This is a genomic window from Gracilimonas sp. (assembly GCF_035704785.1).
GTDB lineage: Bacteria > Bacteroidota > Rhodothermia > Balneolales > Balneolaceae > Gracilimonas.
In genome coordinates this window covers 1-12,496 of the sequence record NZ_DASSWP010000215.1, presented here as the reverse complement: position 1 = coordinate 12,496, position 12,496 = coordinate 1, and the positions used below count along the sequence as shown (strand labels likewise).

The window sequence follows — 12,496 nt, the reverse complement described above, 5'->3', positions numbered from 1 at the left end:
GTTCCTTCAGGAAGGCTGCTGCTCCAGGTATAACGAATGCTTTTAGGAACTTTTTTAAATAATGCCACTCTCCCCATGTTATATGCCACATAGATACTTGCTGCTACATCATTCGGATCGGTGTCTTCATTACCGCCTTCCGGAATTTTATTCACTCTCCATTTCCATGATAAGATCGGAGTTTCGTGAATATTAACACCCTCTCTTTCCAATAGTGGGAAATTTAGATGGCGTGCGTCGGTATGTTCGTAGTGCAGATACTTATTCCCATTTTCTTCTTCGATGGTATAATGGAAAAGCTTCGCTTCTTTAGGGTGATTAGCCTTGCGGATCACATCCCTGTTATACCATCTTGCAGGGAGCTGACCTACAGTATCTTCTTCAAAGTTCTCTATGAGCCAACTGCCATCAGGTAGCTTCTTTAATGGTTTATCCACCTCATCCTTACTGACTTGCGAATAAAGAACCGTTGAAAATGATAATATTAACGATGTGGCAACAACTAATTTTAGAATTGCTTTCATATAAATTTAATAATGTCTGTAGATAGCCTAAGTATCTAATAATTTAAAATCAGGATTTACACCTCTCATAATTTAACGGTATTTTCAGCCAAATTATTCCATTAAATCTTGATGACTTTAAATGCCCGAAGAAAAGAGTAAAGATCGAAATAATTCACCGAAAGTAAGCTGCCTCATGGTAACAGCCAATCGCCGGGACCTGGCTCAACGTGCTGTGCAATGTTTCAAGAATCAAAATTATGATAATAAGGAATTGGTCATCGTTGATGATGGTGAGGAAGATTACAGCCCAATTTTAGAAGACATCCCCTCTGAACAGATCAAGTATGTAAAGTTAGAGAAAGAGCCGGATTTTGTACTTGGTAAACTCAGAAACCGAAGCCTTGAAGAGGCTACCGGTGACTATTTGATACAATGGGATGACGATGACTGGTATCACCCCGACAGGATCAAAATTCAGGCTGAGGTCTTGGATCAAGGTAACGATGCCTGTTGCCTTGCTTCTGCCCTTATGCATCTGGATACTGATGAATTTATGGAGCATCCCTATGTTGGAATACTGCCTGATGGCATTCCCGGCAGCATCATGCATCGCCGAAGTGGCAGCATTCGATATCCTGAAACCCGCCGTTCAGAAGATACTGTATATCTTGAAGAGTGGATGAAGCTAAGGTATCACAAACTTGACCACTCCTATAACTATCTTTTTTTGAGAGCCTATCACGGCAACAACACCTGGGAACAGGATCATTTTAAGCGAAGGATCAGAAACTCTCCCGTTGCATTAATGCAGTATATTTGGTCGGTATTCATTAAAAGAGATCTGTTCAGTCATCCACGATTTCAGTTAAATGAAAAAGCAGAAGCCGCTTTCAAACAATACCTGAGCGAATCAAAAGAGTTGAATCTTCTGTAACCCTCATCCCTATGAAAAAGATCTTTATCGTTGGATGTCCCCGTTCCGGCACTACCCTGCTTCAAAGTCTGCTTGCCTCCCATCCGGATATCGTATCCTTTCCTGAAACTCATTTATTTTCAAGGACTATTCATATTAGCCCTTTCGTTAGATTTTTTACTGTATATGGAAGTAAGCATCTCCGGGAGTTAAATAAAATTATGGAAGAACTTGGCCTCCCTTCGGATGAAAGCTTAATGAATCATCAGATGATCTATAGAACCCGGAAATGGGCGGAAATGCTTTTACAAAAACTGGATGAAATCGGGCAATACTATGCAGAGAATCATGAAGAATATTTGTTAGAAAAAACCCCCCGGCATCTTCATTATGTAGATTTTATTCACAATGCTGATCCTGAAGCATGTTTCATTCATTTGATCCGCAACGGAGAAGACGTGGTTGCAAGTTTAAGTGAGGCGACCGGAAATCATCCGGAAAAATGGTCCGGAAATCGCTCCATTGATAAATCGGTCTTTTGGTGGAATAGAAGCATCAAACTATCCCGGCGATACATTGGGAAGCCTAAAAATGTACATGTGCGCTACGAAAATTTACTTGAAGACCCTTCCGGGGTTCTCCAATACATCTGCAAATTCATTGGAATCGAATACCATGAAAACATGGTGCATGACTACCACCACACTGCTTCCTCACTTATCAATAAAGAGGAAAGCTGGAAATCAAAAAACACCAAAAGGGTTTTAAATACTTCCAAAAAATTTAAAAACCTTCCCGAAAAGCAACAGGAAAAAGTACTGCGGGGCTTGGTCGACTTTGACTACGAGCAAATAGATATCAGCAATTATTAAACTGAAGCTGTTTCTATTTGGTAAGCTGATACTCGATGTTCACTCCCAATCCAATCCGGTCGCCATATAATTCTCCAAGATCGGCGGATAAATTTACACCATAACTCCATCTTTTATTTTGAGGCAGCGTGCTGCTAAAATTCAGCATAACAGAATGGTTCACTTTCTTCAGTTCTTCCAGCGGGCGTAATTCTGCACAAACCCTCCCTCCTGTCCCGGGGCATTCTTCCCGTGGAAGGCTTGTTATGATCTGATCCTGTACTTCACCATAGTTTCGGGAGAAGGTGTACAGCATCTTATAGTTAACATTGTTTCCAAGACTTCCTGAAAGACCAAGATGATGGGCGATAATGATATTATTATAGACCGGCCGTTCAATAGTCCCATCTGTCAAAAGCATAGGATTACCGATAACCCGACCTTCATAGGTCCATCCGGTTCTGTATATCCCATTATTATAATAGCTTGCAGTTCCCCTGGGCTCAAAATCATAGGAGTCCATTCTTTTCGTATTGATGTGCTCCCATATAATATTCCGTATCAGTGAATTATTTTTGGGCTTTATAGTGAGTCCCCAAATCCCGTCCCAGGGACTTCGAAAACGAGTAGAAACTTTGTCCTCTAAATAGAAAAGCCGGTAAGCTCTCATATCAAAATTATCAAAATACAGTCCTAAGCTGAAATCATACGCCGCTACCGAGTTACCTACTGCATTTGATTGTTCTCCTCCAGGGGCCGTTTCGTCACTTGAGCCGCTTGCTGTTATTACTTCCCAAAATGTTTGCCACCCGGTTGGTAATTGTCCTCTGCTTTGGCTTTCACCGGACCACTGCACATTGTGCACGATCCCTCCCACGGCATCAAAAAAAGCATATTTGATACTTAAGTAGAAATATTTTTCATGGAGATAGGCATTCTTCACATAACGGTCATTCTCAAACCACCCATGGGCAAATAATCCATTGTATCTGACAATGTTATTGGTTCCCGGTACGCCTACAAAACCATCCGTTGAAAAAGCTATCTTAGGGATCGGGGTTGCATTGCGGCTATACATAAAAGACCCTGTAGAAAGTTCATCTTCCTTCATCGCCAACGGATCGATAAACCGGCCCGCCATAAATTTAAAATCGTAGATATGAAGGTTTAAGTACCCTTTATCAAAATATGATAGCTGGGAATCTGCGTAATCCCTTGAAATAAAACTTGCCCCTGCCTCCACTTCAAAAATAGAATTCTTATAAATCTGGGTGTAGCCTTCAAAATAATGTAAAGCATTAGCTGAATTCTGATCAATACGCCCATCGCGATTTACATGCATCCAAAAAGGAAGATCTTCATCAAACCCTTGCGGATTCAACATAAAAGTAAATCCGGTTTTTATATTATAGGGAAGATCTTCGGAGTCATCCTGTGCTACAGCTAACCCGGAAAAACAGATCAAAGCTATTAATGACAAAATCAGTTTCTTAAACATTTTTATCGAGATCAGTTTCTTCATGGGCAGGAACTAAGTCACTATTTTTGGCCACCATTCTTGATATAAGATATGAAACCACATTCAAAATTCTTTTTAATATCAGGTTTGCTGTTAAGATACCAACCAAAGCTTCTTTTGGAACAGATACAGCACCTGACATTTCGAGGGCTACGGTTACAAATAAGGCATCCGTGCTTGGTAAAAATGGAATACGGGATGCCAGGATCTGTACTGCAGAAAAGGTAAACCAAACCGGGATTGCAATATCAGGACGAGCAATATGCCATTGCAAGATCTGGATCACATTTATAAAAATGATTCTCCCTGCATGCAATGAAAATATTTTAGCACTATCAAATTTGTTGAGTGATATAATAGCTTTACGGAATCGGTAGATCAATAAAGCCGCTATGATGGATCCGGCTATGATCAATATCCAAACCCAGCTGTTAATACCATCAACATAATCGGAGATGTTGATATAACCCTTTGACACAAAGAAGATCAACAGAAATATGGTGACAATACCGGAAGCTAAAGATGACAGTACATTATTATCTTTGATAAATAATGCGACTTCTTTTGCAGGATCGCTTACATATTTCTTGGCCCACAGATAAAGATAAAATTCTCCTGAGTAACCAACCACATCAGTGTTTAAGACCTTCTTTTGTATAAATACCGGCAAAGAATCTTTGAGTGAAATGGGCCACTTGATCCTATAAATAAATACTTCAGCAAGTGGTAATGAGAAATAGATCACAAAGTACAGAATATAGAACAGCGGAATTCTGGGCAGGGATTCAATGATCCCCTCTAATCCAATTTCATAAAGTTGATAAATCAGGTACCCAATGATCGCGAACTGTAACAGAAACCGGAGAGATTTCTTTAGTATGTCAACCCACTTGCCATTAAGCTTCATTGGATGGGAATTCCTCTTTAGAAGAGGCAGAATTAATATTCCGTTTATTGGATTTTTCCATTAATCGCTCCCAAACTTTATCAGAAAACTCAAAGAAAGGTTTCTTTTCATGATACCATCCAAAGTGTAAACAGAATGGAGTCACCATCATATAGTCCCCTTTCCCCGGAATTATTGAAAAACTGCGCATAAGTAGTTTTTTCATCCAGTCACTTTTCAAGCCGCGTATGGAATACACGAAATAATCTGAATAGTATTTACAGTTCACGTACTCAAACTCATCATCATGATCAGTTAGCAAATTGATGTAATCAAGCTGTGGACTTGTGTGTCCCTGAAACCACGCATAAACAGGTATATTCAATTTAGACATGGCCATTGCCAGGCTCCACTCGCAGGACTCTTCCGTGCGTCCTTTTTCTTTCTTTCGACTTTGAAAATGAGTTTCTGCTTTTCGATTTAGCATTTCTTTAGCTAATTCACATGTCTTTTTAGTAAGGGCGTAATCAGAAGCATACATAAGCCCGGTTTGCGCCCTGCTCAGATAGGTAAGCCCAAACCTTTTCAAAGTTCTTTTACGTCTGCGCAGAATCATATCCTTTGCTACACCAATGCTTTTTGGAGCACCAAAGAAATTATCAGAAACCAAATTCCCGGTTACTGTAAAGTCATAAGGTTTAAAAGCTTGCCAAAGGGGATCGGGGTTTTTACACCAAACTATATCGCTATCCAGAAATAAATTATTCTCAAAAAATAAATAATTATAAAAATTATGCTTGAAGCCAACAATTGAAGCGTGTTCATCAGGAAGATCAAAAATAAAGTCAAAAAGCTCAGTAAGATTATGCTTTTCAATGAGGCTGCGATGCTTCTTTGTACAGGCAATGGCTACAGGCCGATCTGAATCGTAGCGCCTTAGCGTTGTTACCGAAGCCACTGCATGCTTTAGGTATTTAGGATGGCCGTAGCTGACATATACGTAACCTTCTTTCCCAAATTTTTCTTTTTTAATCGATGTAAGCACTGAATTTTTCTTTTAAAGATACAAGTATTCTACAAAACTTACCTGCATTATGCTCTTGCAGCTCTTTTTCTTAAGCTCTCAAGGAGTGCATCAAATCCACGCTGATTTATATTTCTTTGAAACTGCCTGTGGTAAGAGGAAGCTGTAGACACATCATCAATTTCCAAATCTACAATTACCCACTCTCCATTTTTTAATTCCATTTCATAGTTAACCGGTGTTCGGATATCGTCCAGTTCTGCCAATGTTTCTACCCTCGCTTCCTTTCCATCAGCTTCAACGGAACGATAAGTTATTTTAGCTCGGTAAATATCCAATTTATTCAATGACTGGTCTCTGACTATTGTTGAGAACAGGTCTACAAATTCTTCCCTTTTTTCTGAAGAAATAGTATCGTAAGTAGTATCCAGGGCTTCTTTGGCCATAGCTTCAAAATCAATGATGCCATTTATTATTTCTTTAAGTTCAGCTCTTTGAGTCTCTGTATATTCTGTTCCCTCAGGTCCCATTAATTCTTTGATCTGTTCATCTCTTTGTTCCAGCATAGCCTGAATTTCATCCCCTGTATTTTGTGCAATAACAAGGTTGAATGAGAATAAAGTGATTAATAAAACTGAAGCTAATTTATAAATTTTCATTGTGTCGTCTGTTAATGATCTATTAATTGGTAATCAGAGTTGTTAACGGAATACCTGCCGATTTATTCAGTTTTGCTAAAGAAGTATTGTATTCAAATATCCGCTGTTTTAATTGCAACTTGAGCTCGAGCTCTTTTTTCATGGCATCAATAAGGTCTTTCACATCACCCATACCGAAATCATAATCCAATTGTTCCTGCCGAAGCCATCTTTTTGCGGTCACTAGAGCCTTATCAGTTTGGTTCACTTTTACTTCTGCTAATGAAGCTGAGCGGTAATTATTATTCACTTCAAGTAAGATCCCATCTCTGGCTGCATCTTGAGCAAAAGTTACTTTACGAAGTTCAATCCGGCTTCGCTCCAAAGATGCTTTCATGGAAACGAAATTCAGGTTTTGACGGATAGTAAAGCCAAAACCACCGGTGAAAAGATTAGTTGTATTCTTTATAAAGGGATTAGATTGTCTGGGCCGGTTAGGAGTATTCGCAAAGTTTACATAGCCTCCCATATATAACCCGGGTAAAGCTTGGCTTTTTAAAGATGATATGTATGTTTCTGTAGCTTCTGCACCAATTTCCAAGGCCTTTAATTCCGGCCGGTTGTCAAATGCTACCTCTTGATAAAAGTCTACAGGTTCCATCTCAAAAGAGACCGGATCCAAAAACCTTACATCAGATTCAAATACTGTATTATCATCATTTCTTAATACATAATTCCATGTTTCACGGATAAAAGCCATATTTTCGGAAACTTCGGCTTTCTGAATTTGAAACTCATGTTTAAAGATCTCAAACTTAAAGATCTCCGAATTATCAAGCTCACCATCTCCGCTCTCCCGCATGGTGTTGATTTGTTTTTCGATCTGGTCTACTTTGTCTTGTGCTTCATCTAACAAACGTCCTATCTCAAGGGCAAGAACATAGCTATAGTATAATTCAAACAAACGTATTTCAAGATCAGCTCTCTTGGCCTTAAAACTATACGCAGCGGCTTCAGCCCCAAGCCTTGCTGCTTCTACAGCTTCATTGATTGCACCCCAGGTAAAAACAGGCTGAGCTGCGGTAAGTTGAAACTTGGTAAAGACGGCCCAATCTTCCCAGTCATTTCTCAGGTTGGGATCTAGATAATATTCATCTTCTTCCAGGTCTGTACGATCGCTTTCTACTCCCGGCACTAAACCATGTTGGGTTTCAAAGCGCAAACTTGGAAGTATACGCTGGGCTTTAGCCTGATCGATTTTATTTTCAGCCAGCTCAACATTTTGCCTCTCATAGTCAATTTGACCTGAATTACTCAATGCTTTATCAAGAAATGAATCAAAATCAATTCTAAGCGTATCCTGGCCTTGAACACTGATGTTAAAAGTGAATAATAGAGGTATTAGGAAAAAGAAAATTCGTGCTGCCATAAGAGTTATTTGGTTTAAAGCGTCAACGAATGCACGATGATAATATTTAAAAACTTATATTTAAAACAAAAATAGCCCCAAAAGGGGCTATTTGTTTGCGGAGAGCGAGGGATTCGAACCCCCGGAGACCGCGAGGCCTCAACGGTTTTCAAGACCGCCGCATTCGACCACTCTGCCAGCTCTCCTAATCTTCACTGAGTGCCTGAGCACCCGATACAATCTCAGAAATTTCTGTAGTAATTGCGCTTTGTCGAGCTTGATTATATTTCAATCGAAGTTCTTTCTCGAGATCTTTCGCATTTTCGGTAGCACTGTCCATTGCGGTCATTCGTGCTCCCTGCTCCGATGCATTAGATTCAAGTACTGCGCGCCAAAGTTGCATATTTAAATGCAGTGGCAATAAACGGTCTAATATTGCCTGTGAATTCGGCTCGTAAATGTAATCAATAGCTTGTTCAGATGCAGTATCAGTTTTGGTATTTCCAATACTTTCTGTGTCAATCGGAAGTACCTGCTGAACTTTTCGGTTCTGTGCAATTACGGATTTGAATTCATTGTACGCGATGTACACTCCATCAAATTCACCCTCAACAAATTGCTTTGTTGCAGATGTCATGATATCTGCTGTAGCATCATACTGGATATCATCAAAAAAGCCGGGGAAGCTTTCAATTACGTTATACTTACGTTTCTTGAAATACGCTGTAGCTTTCTTGCCTATAGCAACAACGGAAAGAGTTTTATTCTCCAGATGTTTCTCAAAATTTTCCTGAAGTTGTTTTTCAACTTCCTTAAAAAGGTTGTTGTTAAAACCACCACACAAACCGCGATCAGAACCTACAACGATAAACAGTACGTTCCTTACTTCCTCAGGCTTACGCATCACAGGATTGGATGCATTGCTTGAGTCTGTCAAACGCCCGGCTACTTCAGCAATCTTAGAAGCATAGGGACGAGTTTGAGTCATTCTGTCCTGAGCTTTTCTAAGCTTGGCAGCAGCCACCATTTTCATAGCTTTGGTGATCTGCTGTGTATTGTTAACAGATGATATCCGGTTCCGTATATCTCGAAGGTTCGCCATCGATAATGCTTATTTAGTTGGTTGCGGTGATTTGATCGATCACAGAATTTGCGATCTCGATCAGTTGTCCACCGAATGTATCAGAAAGGGTACCGCTTGCAGCAAGGGCATCCATTTCTTTTTCATATTTGATGCCTACAGTTTCAAGGAATTGATCTTCAAATTCAGAGATCTGAGTCACTTCAAGCTTGTTCAGCAATCCTTCATCATTTACTTTAAGCAGTGCTATTTGTTGCTCTACCGGAAGTGGTTGATATTCACCTTGCTTAAGCAATTCTACCGTACGCTCACCTGTTCTTAGCTGTGCCTGAGTTGAAGCATCAAGGTCAGAACCGAACTTGGCAAATGCTTCCAATTCACGATACTGAGCAAGATCAAGCTTCAGTGTACCGGAAAGTTTCTTCATGGATTTAACCTGAGCTGAACCACCCACACGAGATACAGAAGTACCTACGTCAATGGCCGGACGAATACCCTGGTTAAACAAGTCAGTGTCAAGGAAGATCTGTCCGTCGGTAATAGAAATTACGTTAGTTGGGATATAAGCAGAAACGTCACCGGCCTGTGTTTCAATAACAGGAAGTGCTGTTAAAGATCCTCCTCCTTTAACCATTGACTCAAGTTCTTCCGGGATGTTGTTCATCTGCTTGGCTACTTTATCATCACTAATGATCTTAGCAGCGCGTTCTAATAAACGACTGTGCAGATAGAATACATCACCTGGGTATGCTTCACGTCCAGGGGGGCGTTTCAATAGCAATGAAAGTTCGCGGTATGCAACAGCTTGCTTGGAGAGATCATCATAGATCACCAATGCATGTCGGCCCGTATCACGGAAGAACTCCCCAATGGCAGCACCTGCAAAAGGAGCAATATAACGCATGGGGGCAGACACACTTGCAGGAGCAGCTACAATAGTAGTGTATTCCATCGCTCCGTTCTCTTCAAGAACCTTACGGATATTAGCTACAGTAGAACCTTTTTGACCAACAGCTACATAAATACAGTAGACAGGTTTATCTGTATCCTGAGTTTCTTTTTGGTTGATGATGGTATCGATTGCAACCGCTGTTTTACCTGTTTGGCGGTCACCGATGATTAGTTCTCGCTGTCCACGGCCAATCGGGATCAAAGAGTCAATTGATTTCAGTCCGGTTTGCAGAGGCTCTGTTACAGGTTCACGGTAAATTACACCGGGAGCTTTTCGCTCTAACGGCAATCGAATGGTTTTTCCTGTAATAGCGCCCTTTCCATCAATGGGGTTTCCAAGTGGGTCAATTACACGGCCTAATAAACCTTCGCCCACATTCATTGAGGCGATATCCTTGGTTCTTTTTACAGTGTGACCTTCTTCTACAGCACTTGATGAACCGAAAAGAACGATACCTACATTGTCCTCCTCAAGGTTAAGTACCATACCGGTAACACTTTTACCATTTTGATCTTTTGAATCCGGTAATTCAACCAATTCACCTGCTTGTACTTTTGATAGCCCGTAAACACGAGCAATACCGTCCCCTACCTCAAGAACGGTACCTACATCATACGTATCAGCTTCATTGTCGAAGCCTGATAATTGTTTACGTAGTATGGCTGAAACTTCGTCTGGTCTGACTTGACTCATTGTATATATCTGATTATAAAAATGTTGTAATTTTATTCCTTGGCTGCGCTCAGGAATACATCTTCAAGCTGTTCTAATTTATACTTAACAGTGCCATTGATAACCGTGTCATCAATTTTAACGGCCATGCCACCTTTAAGATCTTCCTGCACAATTGTAGAGATATTCACTGTTTTTTTTGTGACTTCCTCCAGCTTTTGTTTTACCTCAGCAAGTTGATCGTCATCTAATTCTTTAGCCACAAACACTTCTGCCGATATGATCCCTACATGCTCATTGTATTTTTCAACAAAAGCTGCTACGATCTCATCCAACATATTCTGTCGGTTTTTTCTAGCAATAAGTGTAATGTATTTATGCACCAGCTCACTTACTTTATCCTCAAAAATTGCGTTAAGAGCAGCAACTTTCTTATCAGGCTTTATCACCGGGCTTTTCAAAAACAGGAGTAAATCTCGCGACTTTTCGATGGTTCCTTTTATAAGGAGTACATCTTCAAGCGTACGATCTAAGACGTCTTGTTCTTTAGCGAGCTCCAAAAGTGCAGTGGCGTAGCGGCGTGCCGCTTTAGATACCAGCATAAATTATGGTTAGTTTTTTGAAAGGTCGGATAGAAAATTATCCACCAGCTTGTTATTCTTTTCATTATCAAGCTCAGCATCAATGATGATAGAAGCTGATTTGATGGCAAGTTTTGCCACCTCTTCTCTCAATTCCACCAAAGCCTGATTTTTTTCTTGCTCAATAGAGGTTCTTGCTTGCTCAATAAGTTGAGCTGCTTCCTCTTTGGCCTTACTAATTCTTTCTGCTCGAATAAGTTCTGCTTCTTCTACGGCTTCCTTACGTATTTGCTGAGCTTTCACTTCAGCTTCACGCAGAGCTTTCTGGTTATCTTTAGAAATTTGTTCTGCTTTAGCAATTGCTTGCTCAGCAGATTCCAAAGACTCCTTTATGTTTTGCTCGCGTTCCCGGAGTGCCGTCATAATTGGAGGTACAGCATACTTGATCATCACAATAAGGAAAGCGATCAAAGAAACTAAGATCCAGATCGCAAATCCCGTATTGAATGAAAGTAGGCCGCCTCCGCCTGCTAAAAGGAAAGTCATAGATAATTACCTGTTATTGACCAACTTGAAGTGCAAGAAGAATACAAATAACGGCACCGAGAAGGGCTACACCCTCAATAAAGGCTGCCGTCAAAATCATGGCTCCGCGAATGTCGCCTGAAGCTTCCGGCTGACGTGCAATACTTTCGGTTGCACCTTTACCGATCATTCCGATTCCGATTCCGGCTCCAAGTGCTACGATTCCGGCTCCAATACCAGCTGCTAATAATCCCATTTTTCTGTTTTTTAGTTTTGTTATTGAGTTTTAGTTATTCAAATTAAAGTTCTTCAGCAATGTGTTCTGTGTGATATCCTTCTTCAGCATGCTCGTGGTCTTCAGCTGCCATACCGATAAATACTGCGGAAAGTAAGGTGAAGATATAGGCCTGTAACAAGGCTACAAAAACCTTAAGAGCATACAATACAACAGTCAGCGCAACAGAGAATAGGCTGACACTAACACCTGCTACGGAACCAAATGTATCAGCGAAAATAAAGATAAGGCCTAAAATGGCTATGATCATTATTTTTCCTGATAACATATTTGCAAAAAGACGAATGGCCAGTGCAAAAGGCTTGGTAAAAATACCAAGTATCTCAACCGGAGTTAATATAAACCGAACCCAGGTTGGTACGCCGGGGAACCAGAATATATGCCCCCAATAATCTTTAGTACCACTGAACTGGGTAATCACAAATGTCACAAATGCGAGAGTTGCAGTTACAGTAAGATCTGCCGTTGCAGTAGCAGCCCATGGTAACAACCCAAACAGGTTCATGAAAGAAATTCCCATAAACATCGTAAACAGAAACGGCATATACTTATCTGCTTTATGATCATCAATGTTACCTCGGACCACATCATCCCGGATAAAAATAAATAACACTTCAAAGATATTTTGCATGGCACCTTGTGGCT

The 12,496-nt window shown here is 40.4% G+C and carries 14 protein-coding genes and 1 tRNA gene; 2 read left to right on the top strand and 13 right to left on the bottom strand.

All coding sequences use genetic code 11. From position 1 onward, the window contains the following. The coding region (locus VFM80_RS12390) for a DUF3047 domain-containing protein (protein ID WP_395072142.1) at nt 1-524 on the bottom strand (524 nt) is incomplete at its 3' end. 121 nt (nt 525-645) lie between these two features. On the opposite strand from VFM80_RS12390, the gene VFM80_RS12385 reads away from it, so the two are divergent. Continuing rightward, nucleotides 646-1,440, top strand: coding sequence for a glycosyltransferase family 2 protein (locus VFM80_RS12385; RefSeq protein ID WP_395072141.1), 795 nt, complete (start codon nt 646-648; stop codon nt 1,438-1,440). Between the two features lie 11 nt (nt 1,441-1,451). Beyond that, nucleotides 1,452-2,291 carry a sulfotransferase family protein gene (locus VFM80_RS12380; protein WP_395072140.1) on the top strand — a complete coding sequence of 280 codons (840 nt, stop codon included), beginning with the start codon at nt 1,452-1,454 and terminating at the stop codon, nt 2,289-2,291. A gap of 13 nt (nt 2,292-2,304) precedes the next feature. Here VFM80_RS12380 and VFM80_RS12375 read toward each other — a convergent pair whose 3' ends face one another. From VFM80_RS12375 to atpB, 12 genes are all read right to left on the bottom strand, one after another. After that, on the bottom strand, nt 2,305-3,768 hold the full coding sequence (locus tag VFM80_RS12375) for a capsule assembly Wzi family protein (protein ID WP_395072139.1): 1,464 nt from the start codon (nt 3,766-3,768) through the stop codon (nt 2,305-2,307). Continuing rightward, nucleotides 3,761-4,696: a hypothetical protein gene (locus tag VFM80_RS12370; protein WP_395072138.1), complete on the bottom strand. Its 936-nt coding sequence runs from the start codon at nt 4,694-4,696 to the stop codon at nt 3,761-3,763. The genes VFM80_RS12375 and VFM80_RS12370 overlap by 8 nt, the downstream gene beginning before the upstream one ends. Then, complete coding sequence (locus tag VFM80_RS12365) at nt 4,686-5,720, bottom strand: hypothetical protein (RefSeq protein WP_395072137.1); 1,035 nt, start codon at nt 5,718-5,720, stop codon at nt 4,686-4,688. The genes VFM80_RS12370 and VFM80_RS12365 overlap by 11 nt, the downstream gene beginning before the upstream one ends. A gap of 47 nt (nt 5,721-5,767) precedes the next feature. Then, nucleotides 5,768-6,358 (bottom strand): MlaC/ttg2D family ABC transporter substrate-binding protein, encoded by a 591-nt coding sequence (locus tag VFM80_RS12360; protein ID WP_395072136.1) that lies wholly within the window; start codon nt 6,356-6,358, stop codon nt 5,768-5,770. A gap of 22 nt (nt 6,359-6,380) precedes the next feature. Continuing rightward, nucleotides 6,381-7,766 (bottom strand): TolC family protein, encoded by a 1,386-nt coding sequence (locus tag VFM80_RS12355; RefSeq protein ID WP_395072135.1) that lies wholly within the window; start codon nt 7,764-7,766, stop codon nt 6,381-6,383. Nucleotides 7,767-7,864: 98 nt separating this feature from the next. Next, nucleotides 7,865-7,951: transfer RNA gene (locus tag VFM80_RS12350), tRNA-Ser, on the bottom strand. Further along, complete coding sequence (gene atpG, locus VFM80_RS12345; protein ID WP_395072134.1) at nt 7,951-8,847, bottom strand: ATP synthase F1 subunit gamma; 897 nt, start codon at nt 8,845-8,847, stop codon at nt 7,951-7,953. Before atpG ends, VFM80_RS12350 begins: the two co-directional genes overlap by 1 nt. Before the next feature lie 13 nt (nt 8,848-8,860). Further along, the gene (gene atpA, locus VFM80_RS12340; protein WP_395072133.1) at nt 8,861-10,471 is read right to left on the bottom strand and encodes a F0F1 ATP synthase subunit alpha; all 1,611 of its coding nucleotides are present in this window, start codon (nt 10,469-10,471) and stop codon (nt 8,861-8,863) included. Nucleotides 10,472-10,503: 32 nt separating this feature from the next. Next, complete coding sequence (gene atpH / locus VFM80_RS12335; RefSeq protein WP_395072132.1) at nt 10,504-11,052, bottom strand: ATP synthase F1 subunit delta; 549 nt, start codon at nt 11,050-11,052, stop codon at nt 10,504-10,506. Between the two features lie 9 nt (nt 11,053-11,061). Then, nucleotides 11,062-11,577 (bottom strand): F0F1 ATP synthase subunit B, encoded by a 516-nt coding sequence (gene atpF, locus VFM80_RS12330; RefSeq protein WP_395072131.1) that lies wholly within the window; start codon nt 11,575-11,577, stop codon nt 11,062-11,064. A 13-nt stretch (nt 11,578-11,590) separates the two neighbouring features. Continuing rightward, nucleotides 11,591-11,812 carry an ATP synthase F0 subunit C gene (gene atpE, locus VFM80_RS12325; RefSeq protein ID WP_395072130.1) on the bottom strand — a complete coding sequence of 74 codons (222 nt, stop codon included), beginning with the start codon at nt 11,810-11,812 and terminating at the stop codon, nt 11,591-11,593. Nucleotides 11,813-11,855: 43 nt separating this feature from the next. Next, nucleotides 11,856-12,496, bottom strand: a 641-nt coding sequence (gene atpB / locus VFM80_RS12320; protein ID WP_395072129.1) for a F0F1 ATP synthase subunit A, incomplete at its 5' end; no start/stop codon positions are given.